The 22834-nt window shown below is 66.6% G+C and carries 23 protein-coding genes and 1 other RNA gene; 12 read left to right on the forward strand and 12 right to left on the reverse strand.

Annotated features, from left to right (window positions below):
• Window positions 1-79: 79 nt before the first annotated feature.
• The 3 genes from QWY79_RS07115 to QWY79_RS07125 form a co-directional block, all read right to left on the reverse strand.
• Complete coding sequence (locus tag QWY79_RS07115; protein WP_290271290.1) at window positions 80-700, reverse strand: 5-formyltetrahydrofolate cyclo-ligase; 621 nt, start codon at window positions 698-700, stop codon at window positions 80-82.
• A gap of 8 nt (window positions 701-708) precedes the next feature.
• A non-coding RNA gene (ssrS, locus tag QWY79_RS07120) (6S RNA) lies at window positions 709-893 on the reverse strand.
• Between the two features lie 107 nt (window positions 894-1000).
• Window positions 1001-1318, reverse strand: coding sequence for a cell division protein ZapA (locus QWY79_RS07125; RefSeq protein WP_290271292.1), 318 nt, complete (start codon window positions 1316-1318; stop codon window positions 1001-1003).
• A gap of 132 nt (window positions 1319-1450) precedes the next feature.
• Between QWY79_RS07125 and QWY79_RS07130 the strand changes: the two genes are divergently transcribed.
• From QWY79_RS07130 to QWY79_RS07140, 3 genes are all read left to right on the forward strand, one after another.
• A complete protein-coding gene (locus QWY79_RS07130) occupies window positions 1451-2032 on the forward strand; it encodes a UPF0149 family protein (protein WP_290271294.1) in 582 nt (193 codons plus the stop codon).
• A gap of 525 nt (window positions 2033-2557) precedes the next feature.
• Window positions 2558-3781 carry a 2-octaprenyl-6-methoxyphenyl hydroxylase gene (gene ubiH / locus QWY79_RS07135; protein WP_290271296.1) on the forward strand — a complete coding sequence of 408 codons (1224 nt, stop codon included), beginning with the start codon at window positions 2558-2560 and terminating at the stop codon, window positions 3779-3781.
• Between the two features lie 261 nt (window positions 3782-4042).
• Window positions 4043-5278: a UbiH/UbiF/VisC/COQ6 family ubiquinone biosynthesis hydroxylase gene (locus QWY79_RS07140; RefSeq protein ID WP_290271298.1), complete on the forward strand. Its 1236-nt coding sequence runs from the start codon at window positions 4043-4045 to the stop codon at window positions 5276-5278.
• A 6-nt stretch (window positions 5279-5284) separates the two neighbouring features.
• Here QWY79_RS07140 and QWY79_RS07145 read toward each other — a convergent pair whose 3' ends face one another.
• The 3 genes from QWY79_RS07145 to gpmI all read right to left on the reverse strand — a co-directional run bounded on the left by QWY79_RS07145 (window position 5285) and on the right by gpmI (window position 9446).
• Window positions 5285-6589 carry a S41 family peptidase gene (locus QWY79_RS07145; protein ID WP_290271300.1) on the reverse strand — a complete coding sequence of 435 codons (1305 nt, stop codon included), beginning with the start codon at window positions 6587-6589 and terminating at the stop codon, window positions 5285-5287.
• A gap of 95 nt (window positions 6590-6684) precedes the next feature.
• Window positions 6685-7824: a murein hydrolase activator EnvC family protein gene (locus QWY79_RS07150; RefSeq protein WP_290271302.1), complete on the reverse strand. Its 1140-nt coding sequence runs from the start codon at window positions 7822-7824 to the stop codon at window positions 6685-6687.
• Between the two features lie 47 nt (window positions 7825-7871).
• A complete protein-coding gene (gene gpmI / locus QWY79_RS07155; RefSeq protein ID WP_290271304.1) occupies window positions 7872-9446 on the reverse strand; it encodes a 2,3-bisphosphoglycerate-independent phosphoglycerate mutase in 1575 nt (524 codons plus the stop codon).
• 256 nt (window positions 9447-9702) lie between these two features.
• Here gpmI and QWY79_RS07160 point away from each other — a divergent pair, with 256 nt between their 5' ends.
• From QWY79_RS07160 to QWY79_RS07170, 3 genes are all read left to right on the forward strand, one after another.
• Entirely contained in the window at window positions 9703-10125 is a 423-nt protein-coding gene (locus QWY79_RS07160) for a rhodanese-like domain-containing protein (protein ID WP_290271306.1), read from the forward strand.
• Window positions 10126-10175: 50 nt separating this feature from the next.
• Window positions 10176-10694, forward strand: a complete 519-nt coding sequence (gene secB / locus QWY79_RS07165; protein WP_290271307.1) for a protein-export chaperone SecB — start codon at window positions 10176-10178, stop codon at window positions 10692-10694.
• Between the two features lie 242 nt (window positions 10695-10936).
• Window positions 10937-11668, forward strand: coding sequence for a 16S rRNA (uracil(1498)-N(3))-methyltransferase (locus QWY79_RS07170; RefSeq protein ID WP_290271309.1), 732 nt, complete (start codon window positions 10937-10939; stop codon window positions 11666-11668).
• Window positions 11669-11749: 81 nt separating this feature from the next.
• On the opposite strand, the gene QWY79_RS07175 is transcribed toward QWY79_RS07170, so the two are convergent.
• Window positions 11750-12799, reverse strand: coding sequence for a homocysteine S-methyltransferase family protein (locus QWY79_RS07175; RefSeq protein WP_141319543.1), 1050 nt, complete (start codon window positions 12797-12799; stop codon window positions 11750-11752).
• Window positions 12800-13020: 221 nt separating this feature from the next.
• On the opposite strand from QWY79_RS07175, the gene QWY79_RS07180 reads away from it, so the two are divergent.
• The 4 genes from QWY79_RS07180 to ruvX all read left to right on the forward strand — a co-directional run bounded on the left by QWY79_RS07180 (window position 13021) and on the right by ruvX (window position 16300).
• Window positions 13021-13740: a CvfB family protein gene (locus QWY79_RS07180; protein WP_435389768.1), complete on the forward strand. Its 720-nt coding sequence runs from the start codon at window positions 13021-13023 to the stop codon at window positions 13738-13740.
• A gap of 386 nt (window positions 13741-14126) precedes the next feature.
• Window positions 14127-15086: a glutathione synthase gene (gshB, locus tag QWY79_RS07185; RefSeq protein ID WP_290271312.1), complete on the forward strand. Its 960-nt coding sequence runs from the start codon at window positions 14127-14129 to the stop codon at window positions 15084-15086.
• A 131-nt stretch (window positions 15087-15217) separates the two neighbouring features.
• Entirely contained in the window at window positions 15218-15775 is a 558-nt protein-coding gene (locus QWY79_RS07190) for a YqgE/AlgH family protein (RefSeq protein ID WP_290271313.1), read from the forward strand.
• A gap of 90 nt (window positions 15776-15865) precedes the next feature.
• Window positions 15866-16300, forward strand: a complete 435-nt coding sequence (gene ruvX / locus QWY79_RS07195; protein WP_290271316.1) for a Holliday junction resolvase RuvX — start codon at window positions 15866-15868, stop codon at window positions 16298-16300.
• Window positions 16301-16370: 70 nt separating this feature from the next.
• On the opposite strand, the gene QWY79_RS07200 is transcribed toward ruvX, so the two are convergent.
• From QWY79_RS07200 to QWY79_RS07210, 3 genes are all read right to left on the reverse strand, one after another.
• The gene (locus QWY79_RS07200) at window positions 16371-17045 is read right to left on the reverse strand and encodes a hypothetical protein (protein ID WP_290271318.1); all 675 of its coding nucleotides are present in this window, start codon (window positions 17043-17045) and stop codon (window positions 16371-16373) included.
• 92 nt (window positions 17046-17137) lie between these two features.
• Window positions 17138-18166, reverse strand: coding sequence for an aspartate carbamoyltransferase (gene pyrB / locus QWY79_RS07205; RefSeq protein ID WP_290271320.1), 1029 nt, complete (start codon window positions 18164-18166; stop codon window positions 17138-17140).
• Between the two features lie 63 nt (window positions 18167-18229).
• Complete coding sequence (locus QWY79_RS07210; RefSeq protein WP_290271324.1) at window positions 18230-19660, reverse strand: aminotransferase-like domain-containing protein; 1431 nt, start codon at window positions 19658-19660, stop codon at window positions 18230-18232.
• Window positions 19661-19825: 165 nt separating this feature from the next.
• On the opposite strand from QWY79_RS07210, the gene QWY79_RS07215 reads away from it, so the two are divergent.
• Both QWY79_RS07215 and QWY79_RS07220 read left to right on the forward strand, forming a co-directional pair.
• Entirely contained in the window at window positions 19826-19990 is a 165-nt protein-coding gene (locus tag QWY79_RS07215) for a YjiS-like domain-containing protein (RefSeq protein ID WP_290271326.1), read from the forward strand.
• Window positions 19991-20059: 69 nt separating this feature from the next.
• Window positions 20060-20929: a PhzF family phenazine biosynthesis protein gene (locus tag QWY79_RS07220; RefSeq protein WP_290271328.1), complete on the forward strand. Its 870-nt coding sequence runs from the start codon at window positions 20060-20062 to the stop codon at window positions 20927-20929.
• 38 nt (window positions 20930-20967) lie between these two features.
• On the opposite strand, the gene maiA is transcribed toward QWY79_RS07220, so the two are convergent.
• Together maiA and QWY79_RS07230 are read right to left on the reverse strand one after the other, a co-directional pair.
• Window positions 20968-21612 (reverse strand): maleylacetoacetate isomerase, encoded by a 645-nt coding sequence (gene maiA, locus QWY79_RS07225; protein WP_290271331.1) that lies wholly within the window; start codon window positions 21610-21612, stop codon window positions 20968-20970.
• 22 nt (window positions 21613-21634) lie between these two features.
• The gene (locus QWY79_RS07230; RefSeq protein ID WP_290271333.1) at window positions 21635-22654 is read right to left on the reverse strand and encodes a fumarylacetoacetate hydrolase family protein; all 1020 of its coding nucleotides are present in this window, start codon (window positions 22652-22654) and stop codon (window positions 21635-21637) included.
• Window positions 22655-22834 lie beyond the last annotated feature (180 nt).

The following is a 22834-nucleotide window of genomic DNA, read 5'->3' on the forward strand; positions in this document are numbered from 1 at the left end:
GGCACCGGCCGCTTTTTATATAGCGTCGCATGGATCGCTCAGAGGGTGTTCAGCAACGATTGTGCGCCCTGTGACGTCCTCAGGGACGCAGAACCTGCCGGTCGCTGACGATGGCATCCAGCGGCACGTCCCAGGGCTCGACCGGCAGGCGTTCGACCCGCTGGCACTCATGAGCGACACCGATCAGGCTCGGGCGTGGTCCGGGGCGGCGGGTAAAGGCCAGGGTGCGGTCATAGAAGCCGCCGCCCATGCCGATGCGTTGGCCTTCATCATCGAAACCGACCAGCGGCAGCAGGATGGCATTCAATGTCCAGGCCGGCTGGCGATGGGCCCGATGGGCGGCGTAGCGTCGGTCCGGCTCGGAAATGCCGAAGCGGTTGGTCACCATGGGTGTGTCGGCATGGTAATGCACGAACCACAGGCTATTGCTGGCCAGCGGACGCAGGACCGGCAGATAGGCGTTGGCGCCGCGCCGGGCGAGCCAGGGCAGCAGGGGCGTGGGGTCGATTTCCCCGTCATTGGGGAGATACAGGGCGACGCGACGGGCCCGGAAGAGTTCCGGCAGCTGTCGCAGGCCATGGCAGAGGCGTCGGGCGGCAAGCTGTTGCTGGCGCGAATCCAGCTGGCGTCGGCGACGGCGGAGTTCTCGCCGTAGTGTGCGTCGATTGGTGGGTGCGACGGTATCCGACATGCTGTTCATGATGGATGAAGTTCCCCAGAGTGCCGCTGTCATTCTGGCCCTTGAACCCACAGGTTCAAGGTGGGTGGCCGCAGCCGAGCCGTCAGGCTTTCCGTCTCACGGACATGCACACGGGCCCGGCTAGCAATTGGCCCCCTGGGTAATGCGCATAGGCTCGAGGGACGATAATGACTGGCGAACACCCCAGGGAACGTCTCCATCCTAGCAGAGGCAGGCGCCTGGCCAAAGCCGGGAACCAGAGAATTCATGTTCGAATACCCAGAGTCGTGAAACATTCGGCGCCTCACCGGCTCGTACCCGTTATTCGCTATTGCCTTCACGCTTGCCGGGGGCGTGATTCAGCGCCTTGTCCAGGCGCTCGCCCAGTTCGCTCAGGCTCTGCTCGCCGGCACGCTGATGGTCCTGGGTCTCGAGCAGTTCGTTGGCGATGTTCAGGGCCGCCATGATGGCGACCCTTTCGCGATCCATGACCTTGCCCTGGGCGTGTATGCCCTGCATGGCACGATCGAGGTAGCGAGCGGCTCGCTCGAGCTTGTCTTCTTCCTCCGGCGGGCAGGCAATGGTGTACTGCCGCTCCAGCAGGGTGATGTCGATGGTAGGCCTAGAAGAGTCGCTCATGGGTGCTCCGGCGGGCCGAGGGCGCGTCTTGGGGGGACGATGCGTTAACATCGGGCATGCATACGAATTTCAGTCACTATAAGAGAGCCGCTCAAGCGCGGTCAACGCGCACGATTGCTCCAGGATCGCGACATGTCACTGATCAACGAACGCCAGGACTTCTCCACCATCGCCGATATCTTCCTGCTGCATGGCAGCATGCAGGCCCCGTCGTTTCTCGATGGCCGCCTGTGTGCCTCCCTGGCCCTGCACGATCTGGATGCCGAGGGCTGGCTGCAGATGGTCTGTTACAACCTGGGAGTCGAACAACCCCGGGATGCAACCTCCGCTGAACACCTTCTGGGCTGGCGCCGCCAGACGCTGGAGGCCCTCTCGGCGGCGGAAATGAATTACGAGCCTCTGTTGCCGGATGAGCTGTTTTCGCTGGGAGAGCGCGCTCAGGGCCTGCAGGACTGGACGCTGGGCTTTCTCGAGGTGGTCCGGGATGCCGGCGAGGAGCCGCGCAAACAGTGGTCCGAGGCCCTGCGTGAGGCCATCGATGACCTGGCAGGACTGACCGACATCGAGACCGACATCGACGACAGCACCGAAAACGAGAACGATCTCTTCGCGCTGACCGAGCATGCCCGGATGGCGGCCATGATGCTGTATACCGAGCAGCACCCCGGCCAGCCCCAGGTCGAGCAGACCGAACAGCAGGGCCCCGCCCACTGAGTCGCGTCGGCCCTGCCGTTGCCGCGCCCGAGGATGATGGCCCCGGCACATGCCGGGTGCGGCCCGACCGGGTGGCGGACAAGATGCCGCCACTGCGCTACGCTTATCGGAGTGTCACGGGCCGCACGCCTCGAGCTGGGGCGTGGTACGGGGATGATGGGCAATACCTGTGTTGCCGTCGCTGTGTGCTTGCCCTGCCGGCCTGTGACGCGGCAGCACGGCGGCCGCCGGCACTCCTCTGTCAGTGCGACAGCATTCCGCGTGCCCTGCCGGGTAACGAGCCGTCTGCTTCCAATCTGCACGAATCCCATTGATGTCCCGAGCCGACTGGCCGCCCCGACGGCCAGTGCTTGGCTCGTGGGTGGGTGGCATCCATCGGGGAGCGCGATGGATGTCGAGGCAAAGGCGCCGATACATGAGTTCCACCGGGCTGTATCGGCAGGGTGGATGATCAATAATTGACCACTTCCGAGATGCGTGAAGCATGCTTTATGTAATGTACATTATGGAATTACGGGGTGCCGCATGAGTCATTCCTCCTCCCGCACGGCGCCGCAACAGGCGGATGTCGTGATCATCGGCGGCGGGCTGGTCGGCGCCAGCCTGGGCGTGGCGCTGGCGCCCGCGATGCAGGAGCATGGGCTCAGGGTGGCGGTGGTCGAAGCGGCCCCCTTGCCCGCGGACCTGGAGACTCCCTGGCAGCCCAGCTTCGATGCGCGGGCCAGTGCCATTTCCCGGGGCACGGCCAACCACTTCGCCGGCCTGGGCGTGTGGGACGCAATGGCTGAACGCGGCGCGCCGATTCGCCGCATTCATGTCAGTGAGCAGGGCCGCCTGGGGGCGACGCGATTGCGTGCCGAAGAGTTCGGCGACGACGCCCTGGGCTATGTCATGCCCAATGCCTGGATGGGCCGGGTACTGCATCATCAACTCGCCGAACTGCCGCTGGACTGGCACTGCCCGGCCAAGGTGGAGGCGATTGACGCCACCGATGCCGGCCATCGTTTGACGCTCTCCACTGGCGAGTGCCTCGAGGCCGGCCTGACCGTGCTGGCCGATGGCGGTCGCTCCGGCCTCAAGGAACGGCTGGGGATCGAGAGCCGGGAATCGCCCTACGAACAGGTCGCGGTGATTGCCAGTGTGGAAGTCGACCGTGATCATCGTGGAACGGCCTATGAGCGCTTCAGCCATTCGGGCCCGATCGCCCTGTTGCCCATGGACGGCCAACGCATGGAGCTGGTCTGGACCTTCGCCGCAGGGTCCGAAGAGGAAGCCCTGGCGCTGAGCGATGCCGACTTTCTGGCGCGCCTCCAGCGCAGCTTCGGGGATCGGGCGGGGCGTTTCCGGCGCCTCGGCAAGCGGCATGCCTATCCGCTGTCTCTGGTCACGGCCAGCGAGAGCATTCGTCCCGGGCTGGCGGTGATGGGCAATGCGGCGCATGCGTTGCATCCGGTGGCCGGTCAGGGCTTCAATCTGGCCCTGCGTGGGGTGATGGACCTGGTGGCGGCCATCGAGGCCGGCCGCGTGCGAGGGGATGCCCCGGGCGCGATGGCCACGCTGAATGATTTCGAGGCGCGTCGCCGTGGCGATCGGGATAACGTGATTCGCTTCAGCGATGGGCTGGTGCGCCTCTTCGGCCGCGACCACCCCGTGTTGTCTCACGCGCGAGCGGCGGGGCTGATCGGACTCAACCTGGTCGGCCCGTTGCGGCGCACCCTGGGCCGGCGGGCCATGGGCCTGGAACGTTGAGCGCGAATACCGAAATATATCCTTGGAGAGGGTGTTTACAAAAGTCACGAGCGACGGCCAGGCCAGGCGAAATCAGCCGACAAATCGTCAGGATTGACGATTTGGACAGCTTTGCTGCTCGAAGAGCGAGTGACAAGGATGTCACGAGTCAGAAAGCGGAGTTTACGAGCTGGTAAATGAGCATTTTGAGGCTGATTTCAACGCCGCATGGGCGAGCGCAGTAGTTTGTAAACATCCTCTGAGCGAGAGTAAGGAAAGCAGATGAAGCCCGAGGCGGCAGAGAGTGATGTCATCATCGTCGGTGCGGGCATGGTCGGCACTGCCCTGGCGTGCCTGCTGGGACAGGCGGGCGTGAGCGTCAGACTGGTGGATGCCCGCAGCGGCCCCGTGGAGGCCGACACGGCCGGGCGTGGCGCGGCCGATCGGCGTGTCAGTGCCCTGACCCCTGTCTCGCAACGCCTGCTGGAAGGCCTGGGTGTCTGGGAGCGGATGCAGCAGCGCCGGGTCACGCCCTATCACCACATGCAGGTCTGGGATGGTGAAGGGTCCGGTGAGGTGAGCTTCTCGGCCGATCAGGCGGGCCTGCCGGTGCTCGGTCATATCGTCGAGAATGACGTGGTGGTCGCGGCACTGGAGGCTCGGCTCTCGGAGTTGCCCAGCGTGCAGTGTCACTTTGCGGCTAGAGTGGCCGGCCTGGAGCGGCGCTCGGGGGCATCGGTGCTGACGCTGGAGGAGGGCGGCCGCCTCGTGGCCCCGCTGGTGGTGGCCGCCGACGGGGCGCGCTCGCCGCTGCGCGAGCTGGCCGGAATTGCGACGCAGTGCGGTGAAACCGGTCAGGTGGCGGTGGTCACCTCGGTGCGCAGCGAGCGGCCCCATGGTGGAGTGGCGCGGCAAGCCTTCCTGGCCGATGGGCCCCTGGCCTTTCTGCCGTTGACGCTGCAGGGAGATGCCCGGCACTGCTCGATTGTCTGGTCGACCTCGCCGGCGCACGCCGAGCATCTGGTGGCGCTGTCCCCGCAGGCACTGGGTGCGGAGCTGGAAGCCGGCATCGGCGGCCGTCTGGGCGCGGTCACGCCGACCGATCGGGCCGTGAGCTTTCCCCTGACCCAGCGCCATGCCGAGCGATATACCCAGCCCGGGCTGGCGCTGGTCGGTGATGCGGCCCACAGCATTCACCCGCTGGCGGGCCAGGGGGCCAATCTGGGCCTGATGGACGTGGCCGTGCTGGCCGAAGAGCTGCTGACGGCCCGCCGTCGGGGGCTGGCGCTGAGCGATGAAGCCTGGTTGGCGCGCTATGCACGCCGGCGGCGCGGTGACAATGCCGTGATGCTGCGCCTGATGGATGCCTTTCGGGTACTGTTCGGTACCCGGCAGCCGGCACTGACGCTGGCGCGCAACCTGGGCTTATCGAGCGTCGATCGCCTCGGACCGCTCAAGCGTCTGCTGATGCAGCAGGCGGCCGGGCGCCGTGGCCGCCTGCCCGCCAGCTGTCGGTGAACGGCCTCAGCGCTTGCGCTTCTCGAGAACGTTGAGTGCCTTGAGCAGGTTCAGCGCCTCGCCGAGCTGATAGTCATCGCGCAGACGAGCATTCAGCTGGCTGGCGTCGTCGTCATCGCCGTTGCCGGTCAAATGGCCCTCCAGGTCGGCCTCACGGACCTGCAGGCCATTGTCCTGGGCCACCTCGAGGCGACCCCGCACCACCCTGACATCCGGCTCGATGCCCTGGGCCTGGATGGAGCGGCCATTGGGAGTGAAGTAGCGCGCCGTGGTCAGCTTGAGGGCTTCGCTGTCGCCGAGGGGCATGATCTGCTGCACGGATCCCTTGCCGAAGCTCTGGGTGCCCATCACTACACCCCGCCGCTGATCCTGGAGAGCGCCGGCGACGATTTCCGCGGCCGAGGCGCTGCCGCCATTGATCAGGATGACCAGCGGCACGTCCGGGGCCGCGGTTTCACTGCCGGCCGAGAAGCTGAGCTCGCTGTCGGGCAGCCGGCCTTCGGTATAGACGATGCGGCCGCTCTCGAGGAAGGCGTCGGCGACATCGACCGCGGCCTGCAGCACGCCGCCGGGATTGTTGCGCAGGTCGAGCACCAGCCCCTGCAGTGGTTGCTCGTCGGTCAGTTCGTTGAGGGCATTGAGGACCTGGTCGCCGGTGCGGGTCTGGAACTGGCTGATGCGCAGGTAGCCGTAACCCGGTGACAGGATGTCGTGCTTGACGCTCTGGGTGCGGATGATCTCGCGCTCCAGGGTGATATTGCGTGGTGCATCCTCGCCGGTCCGCAGGATGGTCAGACGAATCTGTGTGCCCGGCTCGCCGCGCATCAGCTCGACGGCATCCTGCAGCGACAGGCCCTCGGTGGGCGTGTCATCGATGCGCAGGATGCTGTCTTGGGCCTGCAGGCCGGCCGCGGAAGCGGGCGTGTCATCGATGGGCGTGATCACGGTGAGCTGGCCGTCGCGCTTGCCGACCTCGATGCCCACGCCGCCGAACTCGCCCTGGGTCGACTCGCGCAGGTTGTCGTAGGCCTCGTTGTCCAGGTAGGTGGAGTGCGGGTCGAGCTCACTCAGCATGCCCCGCATGGCATTGCGCAACAGGGTCGCGTCGTCGACATCCTCGACATAGGCGCGCTTGATGCGCTCGAACACTTCGGCAAAGGCCTGGATCTCGGCCACCGGGAGGTCGTCGTCCTCTGGCTGGGCCTCCGGCGCCGCCACGGTGGTCAGCGGGGCCAACAGCAGGCAGACGGGGAGCCAGATCGTGATCAGGCGGTGCCATACAGGGGATTGGCCAGCGGGGCGTAAGGACATGCGGTCTCTCGCAGTTCGTTAGGATGGGGCCAGCATAGCGTGGCCATGGTGGCCAGGAAAACACTCGCCGCGGTTTCCCGGCGCTTCGATCCGGCTCAGCGGCTGGCGATCCAGCTCTGCGGATCGATGGGCTCGCCGGCACGGCGGACCTCGAAATACAGCCCCGGCGATGCCTGGCCACCGGAGACGCCGACCTCGCCGATGGCCTGACCGGCCTCGACCGCCGCGCCCACTTCGGCCTGGAACCGGCGCAGGTGGGCGTGGAGCGTCATCACGCCATCGCCGTGGTCGATGATCAAGAGGTTGCCGAAGCCGCGCATCCAGTCGGCGAACACGACCCGGCCGGCATGCACGGCTTCCACGGCGGTGCCGGCCGTCGTACGGATCATCATGCCGTTGCGGTGCACGCCGCGATCCTGATGAAAGCCGGAAGTGAGCTGCCCCTGCACCGGCCAGGGCAGGTCGCCTCGGGTTTCGCCGATCGCCGTGGAGGGCGGTGGCTGCTCCAGTCGGGCCACACGCTCCTGGACTTCCTGCAGGACCCGTTCGGCCTGATCCTGCTCCTCGTCGAGCGCCGAGAGGCGTGCCTCCTTGGAGTCGTAGCGCTCATTGAGGTCGGCGACCAGGGCCTCGCGTTCGTCCATCTGGCTGGCCAGGTCGGCCGAGCGTTCCTTCAGCTCGGCGGCCAGCTTGTCGAGCTTGCGACCGCGTTCGTCGAGCTGCTGCTGGTTGTCGTCGAGGGCCGTGTCCAGCTTGTCGAGCTCCTCGAGACGCTGATTACGGGCCTCGGCCAGGTAGTTGAGATAGGTCTGCAGGCGATCGAGGCGGCCGGGGTCGTCCTGGTTGAGCAACAGCTTGAGCTGAGGCGTCAGGCCCAGTCGGTAGAGGGCGTCCATCTGCTGTTCGAGGGCGGCCAGCTGCTGCTTGCGCTCGGTTTGCAGCTGCTCGCGCCGTTCCTCGAGCGCCACGACTTCGTCACGCAGGTCGCGCCGTCGGGCCTGGATGTCGTCCAGGCGCCGGTGTGTCTCGGCCAGCCGGGTCTCGATCCGGCGCAGTTCCTCGCTGGCCTCGTCGCGCGCCTGCTGGGTGGCGTCGAGCTCGCGGGTGACGTCCTGAATGCGTTCGCCGATGGCATCGAGGCGCTGCTGCGCCTCGCGCTCGTCGGTGGCCGCCAGCGCGGATGGCAGCCCGAGCAGCGTCACGGCCAGCACCAGGACACGCCACCTGGCCGGCACTCGGGGGCGCCGGCCAGGGTCGGGGGAGCGTGGCGAGACGGTCCGGCTCACCGGGGGGCAAGCAGAATCCGGCCGGTCATCTCGTCGGGCACCGGCTGGTCCATCATCGCCAGCAGCGTCGGTGCGAGGTCGCACAGGCTGCCGTCGTCGTGTAGTTGCAGCGCGCGCTGGCCGACGTAGACCAGCGGCACCTGGAAGGTGGTATGGGCGGTCTGGGGCGCGCCGGTCCGCGGGTGGACCATCTGTTCGGCATTGCCGTGGTCGGCGGTGATCAGGCAGGCGCCACCGGCCTTCTCGATGGCCTCGACCACGCGCCCGACACAGGCATCCACGGCTTCGATGGCCGCCACGGCGGCGTCGAAGTCGCCGGTATGGCCGACCATGTCGCCATTGGCATAGTTGCAGACCATCAGGTCGAAGGTGCCGGACTCGATGGCCTCGACCAGGTGGTCGGTGACCTCGACGGCGCTCATCTCCGGCTTCTCGTCGTAGGTCCTCACGTCCTGGGGCGAGGGCACCAGGATACGCGTTTCGCCCTTGAATTCGGCCTCGCGACCGCCGGAAAAGAAGAAGGTGACATGGGCATACTTCTCGGTCTCGGCGATGCGCAGCTGGGTGAGCTCGCGCTGCTCCATGACCTCGCCCAGGGTGTTGGGCAGGTCGGTGGGCGGAAAGGCCGCCGGGGCCGGAATGTCGGCGGCATACTGGGTCATGGTGACCAGGCTGCCGTTGGCCGGCCGAGGCCGGGTAGGGCGCTGGAAGCCGTCGAAGTCGTCCAGCACGAAGGCGCGGGTCAGTTCGCGGGCCCGGTCGGCGCGGAAGTTCATGAACAGGGCGGCATCGCCGTCCTGCAGCGCCACGGGCGAGCCGGTCGGGGCGATGGCGGTGGCGCTGACGAATTCGTCGGTCTCGCCGCGCTCGTAGGCCGCCTGTAGGCCGGCCTCGGCACTCTCGGCTTGATGCGCGGCATGGCCCTCGGTGATCAGGCGATAGGCCTGTTCGACGCGATCCCAGCGGTTGTCGCGGTCCAGCGCGAAGTAGCGGCCGATCAGCGAGGCCACAAAGCCATTGCCGGCGCCGACCAGCTCGGCCAGCCGGGCGTTGGTGCGTTCGATGGAGGCATGGGCGCTCTTGGGCGCGGTGTCGCGGCCATCCAGGAAGGCATGCAGGTAGATGCGTCTGGCGCCGCGCTGGGCGGCCAGCTCGGCCATGGCCAGGATGTGGTCTTCATGGCTGTGCACGCCACCCGGCGACAGCAGTCCCAGCAGGTGGACGGCTCGATCGGCGCCCACGGCGGCATCGATGGCATCGGTAAGCACCGCGTTGGTGGCCAGCTCGTTGTCTTCGATGGCCTTGGTGATGCGCGTGAAGTCCTGGTAGACGATACGTCCGGCGCCGAGGTTCATGTGGCCGACTTCCGAGTTGCCCATCTGACCGTCCGGCAGGCCGACATGGCGGCCGTCGGTATTCAGCAGCGCATGCGGGCGCTCGGCCCACAGACGGTCCATGTTGGGGGTGCGGGCCGCCTGCACGGCATTGTGCTCGGCATCCGGGTTATGGCCGTAGCCATCGAGGATAATCAGCGCTACCGGGCGGGGCGTCGGGGTCGAAGTATCGGTCATCGAAGGGCCTCGTTGTGAAGAAGCGATGGGCGCATCACCCTGGGCAATGTCCAGAAGCTGGGAGTGGCACTGGGTCGGCGAGCCCTGCGCGTGTTACCGGGGTCGCGACTTGCCACTGCATACGGCATCATAGCGCACGGGCTGGCCGGGCGTCATTTGGGGCGTCCTCGCAGACCCCTTGCATCATGTATACTGGGCGCCGCCGGCAAGCGGCCGGCCCGTTCACCGTGCACCCGACGAAGAGTTACCCCAAGCCATGATCGATCAGCTGTTTGAATTTGTGCAGAACCATCCGTTGCTGGTGGGCGCCTTCCTGCTGGTGCTGCTCGCCTGGATCCTTTACGAGGTCCGCAACAGCGGTGCCCATGGTGTGACGACCAGCGAAGCCACCCAGCTGGTCAATCGTGAGGATGCCGTGGTGGTCGACATCCGCGAGTCGAAGGATTTCAAGGCGGGCCACATTGCCGGTGCGCGCAATATTCCCCAGGGCAGCATCGATGACCGCATGGGCGAGCTCGACAAGCACAAGAGCAAGCCGGTCATCGTCGTCTGCAAGCATGGCCAGAGCTCCGGCGCCGTCCAGGGCAAGCTGGCCAAGGCCGGCTTCGAGCGTGCGCTCAAGCTCAAGGGTGGCATGACGCAGTGGCAGTCCGACGGCCTGCCGCTGGTCAAGAAGTGATACACCGGCCTCTCTTTTTCTCGATTCATTAACGCAAAGGACGTATTCCCATGGCGGAAGACAACAATCAGGGCAGTGGCGTCAACGGCCAGGCCGCCGATCAGCAGGACAAGCCGCAGGTTCAGTTCGCGCTGCAGCGCATCTATGTCAAGGACCTGTCCTTCGAGGCACCGAACTCCCCGGCGGTGTTCCAGCAGCCGTTCAAGCCCAAGGTCGGCCTGGATCTGGACACCAGCCACCAGAAGATCGACGAGGACCTCTACGAAGTGGTGGTCAAGGTCACGGCTCAGGTGACTCACAGCGAGGAAGGCACTACCTCCTTCCTGGCGGAAGTCGAGCAGGCGGGCATGTTCCGTATCGGCGGCCTCGAGGGGACTCAGCTGGATCATACCCTGGGCGCCTTCTGCCCCAATGTGCTCTTCCCCTATGCCCGTGAGTGCATCGACAGCCTGGTCAATCGTGGCGGTTTCCCGCCGCTGATGCTGGCGCCTGTCAACTTCGAGGCGATCTACGCCCAGCGCAAGCAGCGCGAGGCCGAGCAACAGCAGGGCGAACAGGCCACCCAGTAAGCGACTGACACGAGAGATGAGCGCCGGGGCAAGGCGGGCGAGGGTCCTACGCCAGGGGTGAGGAGCACCGCTCCGAACGGGCTGGCCATGGATGGCCAGCACCGGCCCTGCAAGCGGAGCAGGAGGCGGGAGCGCCGCATGGTGTCGGTAGCGCCCAAGGAAGGGTTCACAGCGCCCTCGCAGAGCCTTGCCCGCGGAAAAGCTCATCGTCTTGACCGAACAACCGCAGAGCCCTCCCATTCATGGCGATCAAAGCCCCCCGCATTCATGTCGCCGCCGAACTCTCGCTCGGTGGCGACATCGTGCTGCCGGAAGGCCAGGCGCGCCATCTGAGCCGTGTCCTGCGGCTCGGTGTCGGCGCGGCCGTGGTGCTGTTCGATGGCCGGGGCCACGAGGCCGAGGCCGTGCTCACCGAGGCCGACCGCAAGCGTGTGGTGGCGCGTATCGAGCATATCGGCGCCGGGCGTGGCGAGTCGCCGTTGGCGGTGCATCTGGGTCAGGCGATCTCCAAGGGGGATCGCATGGACTACGCCATCCAGAAGGCGGTGGAGCTCGGCGTCACGGCCATCACGCCGCTGTACACCGAGCATGGTGACGTGCGCCTCAAGGGCGAGCGCGAGGCGAAGAAGCTGGCCCACTGGCAGGCCGTGGCCGCCAGTGCCTGCGAACAGTGTGGCCGCGCCACCCTGCCCGCGGTTCACCCGCCACGCAGCCTGGCCGAGTGGTTGGCCGAACGCGACGAACCGCTGCGGTTGGCCCTGCATCCGGGCACGCCCGGGGTGCTCGATCGCCGCGATGCGCCCGATCGCGCCGCCCTGTTGATCGGCCCGGAAGGCGGCCTCTCGGACAGCGAGATGGCCTCGGCCAGCCAGGCCGGCTTCGAGGCCCTGACCCTCGGCCCGCGCATCCTGCGCACCGAGACCGCCCCCGTGGTCGCGCTGACCCTGCTGCAGGATCGCTTCGGGGACCTATAGCCGGGCGGTGAACCCTTGCGGCATGCTTCCTGCCTGTCTCCTTTCCCCTATCACTGCTGTCACCACGCCCTGCGTTGCCTGTCAGGCCTTGTCACCCAGTGCGGCGATGTGCTCTGGCAGGCGATCATGGTTGCCGTACATGAAGTGGTTCTGCATGCGTTCGGCAAATTGCGCGCCCTGCGGTTCACGACCCACGGCCATGGCCACCTCACGCACATGCATCGGCGAGGCACCGCAGCAGACGCCGAGGTAGTTGACCCCCTGGGCATGCACGTCGCGGGCGAAGCTGCCCAGTTCGTAGCGATTGCAGAACAAGGGGTCCAGCGCGGTCGGGAAGGGACGCCCGTGGGGAGACGGGCAGCTGCACCCCTGGTGGTCGGAGAGGTTGAAGAAGGTGGGCTCCTGCTCGGTGGTGCGGTAGGTCACCGGCAGTGCCGCCACATGGCAGTCCACGGCCGCGCGAATCTGCTCGATCCATGGCTGCATGGTATCCGGCCCCCTGAAGCAGTTCAGGCCGACCACGCTGGCGCCGTTGCGCTCGAGTGCGACACAGGTTTCGACAATGCCCGGGCCATCGATCATGCGGTTTTCGGCCATCGGCGCCAGGGTGATCACGGCCGGCAGCCCCTTGGCCTTGATCGCTTCCAGGGCGGCCTGGGCTTCGCCGGCATAGTAGAAGGTTTCGCCGATGATGAAGTCGGCGCCTTCCTCGACGGCCCATTGCACCATTTCATCGAACATGGCGCGCACGCTGTGTTGCGACTCGGGGTCGTCCGGATCCCAGACGTTGCTGTTGGAGATGTTGCCGGCCATCAGGTTGCCGGGCTGTTCATCGGCCACCTTGCGGGCAATCTGCAGGGCCGCGCGGTTCAGCGGCTCGAGCAGTTCTTCCTTGCCGATCACGCGCATTTTTTCGCGGTGGCCATTGTAGGTGAAGGCCTGAACAATGTCGGAGCCGGCATGCTGGAAATCACGGTGCAGGGCTTCCAGCGCGTCCGGACGCAGCAGCGCCACTTCGGGCACGAACTCGCCGGCCGAGAGATAACCGCGCCGCTCGAGCTCGAACAGAAAGCCTTCGGCACAGATGAGGGGGCCCTGGTCGAGCCGCTGGGTGATCAGGTCGTGTGCCATGGATGAGTGTCTCCCCGGTGGTTGGTGTCGGCAATGTGAGGGTATTCTGGCAGCCCTTTAACCATGAAAACCAATGAAGGTTTCTCCCGTCCAAAGTGAATGAAATTCATCTTGTGGGCGGTCGAGGCGCCACGACGCCATGCATTGCCGGCGCCGGCGGCTTTTGCTGGCGACGCCTTCGCGAGACAATGCGCTGACACTCCTCGATCGGTATGCCCGTCATGTCTGACTCTCGCCATCGTCCAGCCTCGCGCGCCGGCCACACCCGCCGCGAGCCCATGCGCCGTTCCCGGGAACCCCGGGCGAACCTCGGCGATGTGGCCTACCTGCCGGTGGTCACGGTCAATGAGACAGGGGCCTTCCTCGACTGGGGGCATTCCCGTGATCTGTTGCTGCCCTATGGCGAGCAGCGTTTTCGTCCCAGTGTCGGGCGGCGTGTGCTGGTCAAGATCTATGAAGATCAGCAGGGGCGCCCGGTGGCCAGCCAGCGCCTGGATCGGCATGTCGCGGATGTGGCGGAAGGCCTGAGTGCCGGGGATGAGGTGGCGCTGGTCATCGCCGAGACGACGGATCTGGGCTACAAGGCCGTGGTCGAGCGGCGTTTCTGGGGGCTGCTGTATGGCGATGAGGTCAATCGGCCCCTGCGCCGGGGGCAAGGTGTCACCGGCTATGTGAAGCGGGTACGCGACGACGGCCGCCTGGACCTGTCGTTGCTGCCGAGCGGCTCGGCGCGCCTCGATGTGGTCGGCGAGTCGGTGCTCAAGGCCCTGCGCGAGAGTGGCGGCTATCTGCCGCTGGGCGACAAGAGCTCGGCGGCGGAGATCAAGGCGCGCCTGGGCGTCAGCAAGAATGCCTTCAAGCAGGCCATCGGCCGCCTCTACAAGCAGGGTGTCATCCGCCTGGAGCCGACCGGCATCCGCCTGGTGCCAGGACAAGGATGATGCCCGAGGTCGATGCCGGGTAGCGCGGCGTATCCGATGATAGGCCTATGAGGGGCCCCACGGCGGCTCAGGGTAAAGCGCGCCGGGGGCAGGCCGGAAAGGAGGTCATTTGCCATGGGCGAGGCGGAAGGAGAAGCACATCCAGTGGATGTGCTTCCCGCCGAGCGGGTTGGCCACGGATGGCCAACCCAGGTCCTGCAAGCGGCGCAGGATGCTTTAGCGCCGCAGGGCAAATGTAGCGCCCAGGGATGGGTTCACAGCGCCTCCTTGCAGGCCTGCCGACGGATCAGCGCTTGGCGATAGCGCCTCGATGCCTGGCCTTGGTGCCCCTGTCGCCCATGCGGCATACTGGGCGTCTTCTTCCCTCGATGCCGGAAACCGATGCGATGAGCCAAGCTCCCCTCAAGGTAGGCGTGGTGATGGATCCCATCGCCGATCTCAGCTACAAGAAAGACACCAGCCTGGCGATGCTCTGGGCCGCCCAGGATCGCGGCTGGTCGCTGTATTACATGGAACAGGAAGATCTCTTCCTGCAGGACGGCCGGGCCCATGCCCGCTGGCAGGAACTGGAGGTCTTCCGTGACCCCGAGCACTGGTATGCGCTGGGCGAGTCGCGGGTGGCGCCCCTCGCCGAGCTCGACGTGGTGCTGATGCGCAAGGACCCGCCGGTGGACGGCCGTTTCCTGGACGCCGTGCACCTGCTGGGCTTCGCCGAGCGCGAGGGCGTGCTGGTGGTCAATCCCACCCGGGCGCTGCTGGAGTGCAATGAAAAGCTCTTCGCCCAACAGTTCCCGCAATGCTGCGCGCCGACCCTGGTCGCCTGCCGTGATGCCGAGATCCGTCGTTTCCATGCCGAGCATGGCGACATCATTCTCAAGCCGCTGGACGGCATGGGCGGCAGCGGCATCTTTCACATCGGCCCCGAGGGCCGCAATCTCGGCTCGGTGATCGAGCTGCTCACCGAACGCGGCCAGCGTCAGGCCATGGCGCAGCGCTATCTCCCGGAGATCAAGGACGGCGATACGCGCATCCTGCTGATCGAGGGCGAGCCGGTGCCCTACGGACTGGCGCGGGTACCCTCGGCCGGTGAGACCCGGGGCAACCTGGCCGCCGGAGGGCGGGGCGTCAGCCGCGAGCTCACCGACCGCGATTACTGGCTGGTCGAACAGGTCAAGCCGATGATCCGCGACAAGGGGCTGATGTTCGTGGGGCTCGATGTCATCGGTGATTACGTGACCGAGATCAATGTGACCAGCCCGACCTGTGTGCGCGAGATCGACGACCAGCGCGGCACCGACATCGCCGGATCACTGATGGATGCCATCGCTCGGCGTATGGCCGGGTAGAGGTGATACAATCCTCGGGTAATGCCGAAGGGTCGGCGAGGGACGGCAGGCTCGACGCTACCGCGCCCCGTCGGCCGCATGATTCGGCGAAGGTAAACTGACGGCGCTCAACAGGACCGCCGGGGAGTCTCATGCAAAGTCTGAAAAATCACTTCCTGATGGCGATGCCGCACCTGGAAGATTCCAATTTCGCCGGCTCGCTGACCTATCTGTGCGACTACGACGAAAAGGGCACCATGGGCGTCATCGTCAACAAGCCCCTGGAGCTGACCCTGGATTCGCTCTTCGATCAGCTCGAACTCGAGGGCAACGAAAGCCCGTACCGCAACGAGCCGGTCTACTATGGTGGCCCGACCCACAAGGATCGCGGCTTCATCCTCCACGAGGGCAGCAGCGACGCCTGGGATTCGAGCCTGCAGGTCACCGATGACATCGCCCTGACCACCTCCATGGATATTCTGCAGGCCCTGGCCAATGGTGTCGGGCCGAAGCGCTTCCTGGTGTGTCTCGGCTGCGCCGGCTGGGAGTCCGGCCAGCTCGAGTCCGAGCTCAAGGACAATGCCTGGCTCACCGTGGAAGGGCGTTCCGATATCCTCTTCGAGGTCGAACCCGAGCAGCGCCTGACCGCCAGTGCCGGTGTGCTGGGTGTCGACCTCAACCTGATGACCCGCGAAGCGGGACATGGCTGAGATGCCGGCTCGTCATGGCCTGTGGCGTCGGCGGGCAGGTGTCGGCTGCGGCAAGCCCGCCGCCGTAGGTGCTGGCCGCGGGGATAAGGCGTGACCAGGCCGCGCCTGATTCTGGGTTTCGACTTCGGCACACGGCGCATCGGCGTGGCGGTGGGCAACGAGCTGACTGCCAGCGCCCGGGCGCTGGATCCGCTGCCGGCGCGGGACGGCATTCCCGACTGGCACCAGGTGTCGCGCCTGATCGAGGAGTGGCAGCCCGACCTGTTCGTGGTCGGCCTGCCGCTCAACATGGACGACACCGAAAGCGTCATGAGCACCCGGGCGCGCAAGTTCGGCAAGCGCCTCTTCGGCCGCTATGGCATCCCCTGCGAGATGGCCGACGAGCGTGGCTCCACCCGTGAGGCCAAGACCATCGCCCGTGACGCCGGGCATCGCGGCAACTATCGTGACGACGGCGTCGACGGCCTGGCCGCGGTGCTGATTGTCGAAGGCTGGCTGGCCGATCAGGAAGGCCTGCCGCGCTGAGCGGACGCCTCATCTCCACGCACCGCCAGGCCACCCGGCCGTTGTCCCCTCGCCCGAACCCCGGGCAGGCTCATCCCGGGGCCGCATCCGTTGCCTGCGGCTGTGCCTGCTCGTCCTCGTCCCGGTACTTGGCCACGAAATCGCCGACCTCGAGGCAGGTGAAGCGCTCGATGAAGAAGGCCAGGGTCGCCGGGCGCTGAAAGCGCCGCACGAATTGCTCGGCCGCTTCCCCCTGGCCACGTATCACTCGTGCCCGGTAGTGGTCGCCCTTATGGGTGATACGGACACTGGCGGGGCGTGGCACCTGCTGACGGTCCACCTCCAGCTCCTGCTGCTTTTCGAGCAGTGCCGCCAGGGCCTGACCACCCTGGCGCTCGTCGGGGGTGGCCCACAGGTCCTGGTCGCGCTGGCCATAGTGGAACAGCAGCAGGGCCGAGGGGGCGGTGAAAACCAGGCCGGCCAGCAGCCAGGTAAGCTCGCCGCTGGAGGGGGAGGCGCTGACGACCAGCCACAGCTGGGCCAGCATGCTGAGCACCAGCAGGCCGGCGAAGGGACGCCAGGTGCGGCAGTTCATGACCGGCCGCCCGAGGAAGTAGCCCCACAGCCCGGCAATGGCCACGCAGCCCAGCGCCAGCTGAAAGAGGGCCAGTGGCGGGCCGCCGCCCAGTATCATGGCCAGGATGCCCAGGCCGAGCAGCCCCGTGTAGAAGATTGCCAGCAGGATATAGGCGCGTTGCAGATTCATGGGCTCGCCTCCCCGGTTGCCGTTGCGGATCTGCGTCATCGGTTCCGTTATCAGCTTAGGCGAAACTCGCCGATCGGGCCCGACCGATGGTGTCAGCGCTCCACGTCGTTGACGCCGAAGGTCTTCGGCACGAACCAGCCCACATCGCGCATGTCCCGCTCGACCAGGTCCTCGACCTGCAGCAGGGTAGCGAAGATCGCCATGCGCATGGGGATGCCATTGTCGGTCTGGCGAAAGATCGCCAGCCGTGGATCGGCGTTGAGGTCCACGTCCAGGTCATTGGCATCCGGGCGGCTGTCGCGCGGCAGCGGGTGCATGACGATGGTGTGGTCGTTGACGCGCTGGTCCATGAAGGCCTTGTCCACGGTGTAGTCCCGGGACAGGCTGAAGCCCTCGCTCATCTCGGCGGTGAAGCGCTCCTTCTGGATACGCGTGGTATAGACCATGTCCACGTCCGAGTAGTCGGCGGCCAGGCTTTCGCGAGTCTCGACCCGGTGGCCACGGGAGGCGACCAGCTCGACCAGGTGCTGCGGCATCTCGAGTCCCGGCGGTGAGACCAGGCTGATGCGCATCGGTTCGTAGAGCGACAGTAGCTTGATCAGCGAGTGCACGGTGCGGCCGTACTTGAGGTCACCGGTGAGCAGGATATGGGCGCCGGCCAGCGACTTGCCACGCAGCGCGAATTCCTTGTCGATGGTGTAGATGTCGAGCAGCGCCTGGCTGGGGTGCTCGCCGGGGCCGTCGCCACCGTTGATCACCGGCACATTGGTGGCCTCGGCAAACTCGGCCACCGAGCCCTGGTCGGGGTGGCGCATGACGATGGCGTCACAGTAGCCGCTCATCACGCGGCTGGTGTCATACAGCGATTCGCCCTTGGCCATGGAGGAGAACGTGAAGCCGGTGGTATCGCAGACGCTGCCACCCAGGCGGCAGAAGGCCGCATGAAAGCTGACCCGCGTGCGCGTACTGGCCTCGAAGAAGAGGTTGCCGAGCACCGCTCCCTCCAGCACCCGGGTGACCTTGCGCCGCTGGGCGATCGGCTCCATGCGGGAAGCGACGCGAATCAGGTGGTCCACATCATCGCGTGACAGGGAATCGACGGAAAGCAGGTGGGAACTCATGCAGGCCTCGGCTGACGGTGGAGATGGCGAGCCCAGTGTAACGCCACGGCGAAGCGGCTTCACTTATTCAGGGCCCATGGTGTGCGCCGCGAGTTCACCGACGCGACGAATGGCGGCCTCGAGCGAGGCGGTAGGGCGCTCGGCGTAATTGAGGCGCAGGCAGTGGCGATACTTGCCCGAGGCGGAGAACATGGGTCCCGGTGCCACGTGCAGTCGTTCGGCGGCGAGGCGTTCATTGAGTCGGGGCGTATCGACGCTGTCGGGCAGCTCCAGCCACAGCAGGAAACCGCCTTGCGGCTGGCTGATGCGAGTGCCGGCCGGGAAGTATTCGCCGACCCAGTCGATCATGATATCCCGTTGGCGCTGGTAACGGCGTGTGATCGCGCGCAGGTGGCGCTGGTAATGGCCCTTTTCGATGAAGGCGGCGACGGCGCGCTGGGGCTGAGTCGCCGAGGCGCCGGTGGAGATGTATTTCTCGTGCAGTGCTCGGTCGCGGTAGCGCCCCGGCGCGATCCAGCCGACCCTCAGCCCCGGCATCAGGCTCTTCGACACCCCGCTGCAGAGTAATACCCGACCCTCGTCGTCGAAGGCCTTGATGGCCCTGGGTCGGGGCGTGTCGAAGGCCAGATCGCCGTAGATATCATCCTCGATGACCGCCACGTCGTAGCGCCGGGCCAGCTCGAGCAGTTCACGCTTGTGCGACTCGGGCATGGAATAGCCGAGCGGGTTGTTGCAGGTCGGCGTGACCTGAATGGCGCGGATCGGCCACTGGTCCAGCGCCAGCTCCAGCGCCTCGAGGCTGATGCCGCGGCGCGGGTCGGTGGGGATCTCCATTGCCTTGAGGCCATGGGCCTCGAGAATCTGCATGGCGCCGTAGAAGCTGGGAGAGTCCACGGCGACCACGTCGCCGGGAGTGGCGAGCATGCGAAGGGAGATCGCCAGGGCCTCCTGGCAGCCGGTGGTGATGACCACATCGTCGGGGTGCAGCAGGCAGCCGGATGTGGTGGCCAGGCGCGCCACCTGCTGACGCAGCGGCGGGTGGCCGGCCAGGCTGTCGTAGCCGAGGTCGCGAGGATCCGGGTCGCGGTGCAGGCCGGCCAGCAGGCGGCCAAGCGACTTGAGGGTCGTGGCATCCAGGGCCGGTGTGCCGGCGCCCAGGCGTCGTGGTTGATCGGCACTCGGGCCCGATCCAACCATGGTCAGCACCTGGTCCCATTGTGCCACCTCGAGCGGTCGCTGGGCGGGGCGCGAAACCGTCGGCAGGGCCCGGGGGCGGGGGCGCGGCAGCACATAATGGCCCGAGCGAGGGCGCGCGCTGGCAAGTCCCATTTCCTCGAGTCGCGCATAGGCGCTCTGCGCGGTGGTGACACTGATGCCCTGTTCGCGACACAGGGCGCGAATCGAGGGCAGCCGGTCGCCGACCGGGTAGATGCCCTGGTCGATGCGTCGGGCGAGCAGGTCGGCAATGTCGTCGTAGCGTGTCGCGGCTGTCATCGTGATATGCATCCGAAGCGGTACAGATGAGCGCAAGGCGCTCGGTACAGTCAGGCTGACAGCACAACTGTAGCCCATAAAAACGCTAAAGCTGAATCTGTATCGCTTGCGGGGCTGAGCTTAACCTGTCGAGACACCTCTAGGGGCTGCGACAGGAGGCTCATGATGCGGGATCGTTTGACTGGCTGGAGACAGACCTGGCGCCGCCAGCGGCAGCGACATCACACGCGCCGTCGGCTTCGCGATCTCGACGCGCGGTTGCTCGATGATATCGGGATCAGTGCGGCCCGCGCCGAGCGCGAGGCCCGCAAGCCATTCTGGCGACGTTGAGCAGCGGCGGGTCGGCGCCAGGAACGCTATGCTGTAGGCCTGCGAACACCATTCGACACGGGAGATCTCATGACAGCGTCATTGCTGCGCTATTACCTGCTGGATGTCTTCACCGCCACGCCCCTGGCGGGCAACCCGTTGGCCGTTTTCCTGGCCAGCGAGGGTCTGGACGGGACGCGAATGCAGGCGATCGCCAACGAACTGAACCTGGCGGAGACGGTCTTCGTCGGCCGTCGCCAGGGCGACAACGACTTCCCGATTCGCATCTTCACGCCAAGCCGCGAGCTGCCGTTCGCCGGTCACCCGACCATCGGTACGGCCCATCTGTTGGCGGCCCAAGGCCTGATCGACACGGCCGAGCCACTGACTCTGCGGGCGCCGGTGGGGCCCATAGAAGTGCGCTTCGAGGGGGAGCTGGCGCGCTTCAGCGCGGCGGTGCCGGCCGAGGTCGGGGCGAGTTCGCTGGGCCGTTCGGCGGCGGCCAGTCTGCTGGGCCTGGCGCCCGAGGCGATCGTCGATGACCCGATTCAGGCCTCCTGTGGCCTGCCCTTTCATCTGGTGCCCCTGGACAGCGAGGCGTCGCTGTCGAAGGTGATGCCGGACATCGGCCAGTGGTTGCAGCACATTTCGCCGAGCGGCGTCGAGCAGGTCTATCTCTACGTGGCGAACGGTGAGGCCCTGGCGACGCGCACCTTCATTCGCGCCTTTGCCGGCCTCAAGGAGGACCCGGCCACCGGCAGAGCGGCGGCGGCCCTGGCCGGCTATCTGGGCACCCGGACGCGCCGCGGCGGCGGTAGCTGGCGCATCCGCCAGGGCGTCGACATGGGGCGTCCCAGCGAGATTCAGGTGAGGGCGCGCCGCGAGGATGACCAGGTCTGGGTCGAGGTCGGCGGCGCCGCCGTGCTGGTCGGCGAGGGCGGCTTCTATCCACAGGGCTGAGTTATCCACAACACCTATGTTGCCTTCCACGATCAGCCTCAAACGGCATCCGGCTGCTCGCCGGGGGCGGCCCGCTGGAAGGCGTCCAGGGCCCGGGCGTTGTCGGCGATCCGCATGATCCTCGGGTAGGCCGAGAGGTCGCAGGCGAAGCGTTCGGCATTGAAGACCTGGGGCACCAGGCAGACATCCGCCAGGCTCGGCGTATCGCCATGACAGAAGTCGCCGCTGCCGGCCTCGCGCGTCAGCATGGTCTCCAGGGCGGCGAAGCCGCGGTGGACCCAGTGCTGGTACCAGGCCAGCTTGGCGTCGTCACCGGCCTCGAGGTCCTTCACCAGGTATTGCAGCACCCTCAGGTTGTTCAAGGGATGAATGTCGCTGGCGATGGCCTGGCACAGCGCCCTGACCCGGGCACGCGACTCGGCGTCGTCGGGCAGCAGGGCGGGCGTCGGATAACGTTCCTCGAGATACTCGCAGATCGCCAACGACTGGGTCAGCTGGCGGCCGTTATCGGTGACCAGCATCGGCACCAGGCCCTGGGGGTTGTGGGCGCGGTAGGCGTCGTTGTGCTGCTCGCCCCGGGCCAGGTTGACCGCGACCTGCTCATGCGCCACGCCCTTCAGATGGAGGGCGATGCGCACCCGGTAGGCGGCGGACGAGCGGTAATAGCTGTAGAGCGTGGTCATGCGGCAGTGGTCTCCTCGAGGCTCAGGGTGCGTGATAGGCCACGACCTGCTGGTCGATGGCGCCAAAGATGCTCTGGCCGTCGCGGTTGAACATCTCGAGGCGCACCCGGTCGCCGAAGCGCAGGAAGGGGGTTCGGCTTTCACCGTACAGGATCTTCTCGACCATTCGCACCTCGGCCAGACAACTGTAGCCGACGCCGCCGTCACCGACCGGCTTGCCGGGGCCGCCATCCGGGCCCGGATTGGAGACGGTGCCCGAGCCGATGATGGCACCGGCGCCCAGGTGCCGGGTGCGGGCGGCATGGGCGACGAGCTCGGCAAAGCCGAAGATCATGTCGGGGCCGGCCTCGGGCTGGCCGAATGTCTCGCCATTGAGGTGCACGGTCAGCGGCAGGTGGACGCGGCTGTCCTGCCAGGCGTCGCCCAGTTCGTCCGGTGTCACGCAGATCGGCGAGAAGCTGGAGGCCGGCTTGGCCTGGAAGAAGCCGAAGCCCTTGGCCAGCTCGCCGGGGATCAGACCGCGCAGACTGACGTCGTTGACCAGCATGACGAGCTTGATGTGCTCGGCGGCGGCCGCGGCGTCGACGCCCATGGGCACGTCGTCGGTGATCACCGCCAGTTCGCCCTCGAAGTCGATGCCGTGCTCCTCGCTGACGGCCTCGATGTCTTCGGTGGGGGCGATGAAAGCGTCGCCGCCGCCCTGGTACATCAGCGGGTCGTGCCAGAAGCTGTCGGGCATCTCGGCATTGCGTGCCTGGCGCACCAACTGCACATGGTTGAGGTAGGCCGAGCCGTCGGCCCAGTTGTAAGTGCGCGGCAAGGGGGAATGCAGGGCGCTCTGATCGAGATCGAAGGCGCCCTCGGCGCGGCCATCGTTGAGCTGGGCGTAGCGCTGCTCGAGGCGTGGCGCCAGCGTTTCCCAGTGCTCGATGGCGGCCTGCAGGGTCGGGGCGATATCAGTGGCGGGCACGGCGCGGGTCAGATCGCGAGAGACCACGACCAGTTCGCCGTCGCGGCCCTGGTTGAGAGAGGCAAGTTTCATGGGTGTCTGTCCTGTGCTGTCAGAGGGAGTGTGGATGTCGATTGCTGGAAAGTGATGAGCTTTTCCGTCGACAAGACTCCGCGCGGGCGCTGTAAACCCATCCCGGGGCGCTACTTTTGCCCTGCGGCGCTAAAGCATCCTGCGCCGCTTGCAGGGCCTGGGTTGGCCATCCGTGGCCAA

This window comes from Halomonas sabkhae (assembly GCF_030409265.1).
GTDB lineage: Bacteria > Pseudomonadota > Gammaproteobacteria > Pseudomonadales > Halomonadaceae > Halomonas > Halomonas halmophila.

Coding starts and splice junctions, on each gene's coding strand:
- QWY79_RS07115 (WP_290271290.1), bottom strand. CDS start 700: ATGAACAGCATGTCGGATACCGTCGCACCCACCAATCGACGCACACTA.
- QWY79_RS07215 (WP_290271326.1), top strand. CDS start 19,826: ATGCGGGATCGTTTGACTGGCTGGAGACAGACCTGGCGCCGCCAGCGG.
- QWY79_RS07160 (WP_290271306.1), top strand. CDS start 9,703: ATGATCGATCAGCTGTTTGAATTTGTGCAGAACCATCCGTTGCTGGTG.
- QWY79_RS07125 (WP_290271292.1), bottom strand. CDS start 1,318: ATGAGCGACTCTTCTAGGCCTACCATCGACATCACCCTGCTGGAGCGG.
- secB (WP_290271307.1), top strand. CDS start 10,176: ATGGCGGAAGACAACAATCAGGGCAGTGGCGTCAACGGCCAGGCCGCC.
- maiA (WP_290271331.1), bottom strand. CDS start 21,612: ATGACCACGCTCTACAGCTATTACCGCTCGTCCGCCGCCTACCGGGTG.
- QWY79_RS07130 (WP_290271294.1), top strand. CDS start 1,451: ATGTCACTGATCAACGAACGCCAGGACTTCTCCACCATCGCCGATATC.
- QWY79_RS07190 (WP_290271313.1), top strand. CDS start 15,218: ATGCAAAGTCTGAAAAATCACTTCCTGATGGCGATGCCGCACCTGGAA.
- QWY79_RS07170 (WP_290271309.1), top strand. CDS start 10,937: ATGGCGATCAAAGCCCCCCGCATTCATGTCGCCGCCGAACTCTCGCTC.
- QWY79_RS07220 (WP_290271328.1), top strand. CDS start 20,060: ATGACAGCGTCATTGCTGCGCTATTACCTGCTGGATGTCTTCACCGCC.
- QWY79_RS07175 (WP_141319543.1), bottom strand. CDS start 12,799: ATGGCACACGACCTGATCACCCAGCGGCTCGACCAGGGCCCCCTCATC.
- QWY79_RS07200 (WP_290271318.1), bottom strand. CDS start 17,045: ATGAATCTGCAACGCGCCTATATCCTGCTGGCAATCTTCTACACGGGG.
- QWY79_RS07140 (WP_290271298.1), top strand. CDS start 4,043: ATGAAGCCCGAGGCGGCAGAGAGTGATGTCATCATCGTCGGTGCGGGC.
- QWY79_RS07230 (WP_290271333.1), bottom strand. CDS start 22,654: ATGAAACTTGCCTCTCTCAACCAGGGCCGCGACGGCGAACTGGTCGTG.
- QWY79_RS07210 (WP_290271324.1), bottom strand. CDS start 19,660: ATGACAGCCGCGACACGCTACGACGACATTGCCGACCTGCTCGCCCGA.
- QWY79_RS07180 (WP_435389768.1), top strand. CDS start 13,021: ATGTCTGACTCTCGCCATCGTCCAGCCTCGCGCGCCGGCCACACCCGC.
- QWY79_RS07145 (WP_290271300.1), bottom strand. CDS start 6,589: ATGTCCTTACGCCCCGCTGGCCAATCCCCTGTATGGCACCGCCTGATC.
- gshB (WP_290271312.1), top strand. CDS start 14,127: ATGAGCCAAGCTCCCCTCAAGGTAGGCGTGGTGATGGATCCCATCGCC.
- ubiH (WP_290271296.1), top strand. CDS start 2,558: ATGAGTCATTCCTCCTCCCGCACGGCGCCGCAACAGGCGGATGTCGTG.
- gpmI (WP_290271304.1), bottom strand. CDS start 9,446: ATGACCGATACTTCGACCCCGACGCCCCGCCCGGTAGCGCTGATTATC.
- pyrB (WP_290271320.1), bottom strand. CDS start 18,166: ATGAGTTCCCACCTGCTTTCCGTCGATTCCCTGTCACGCGATGATGTG.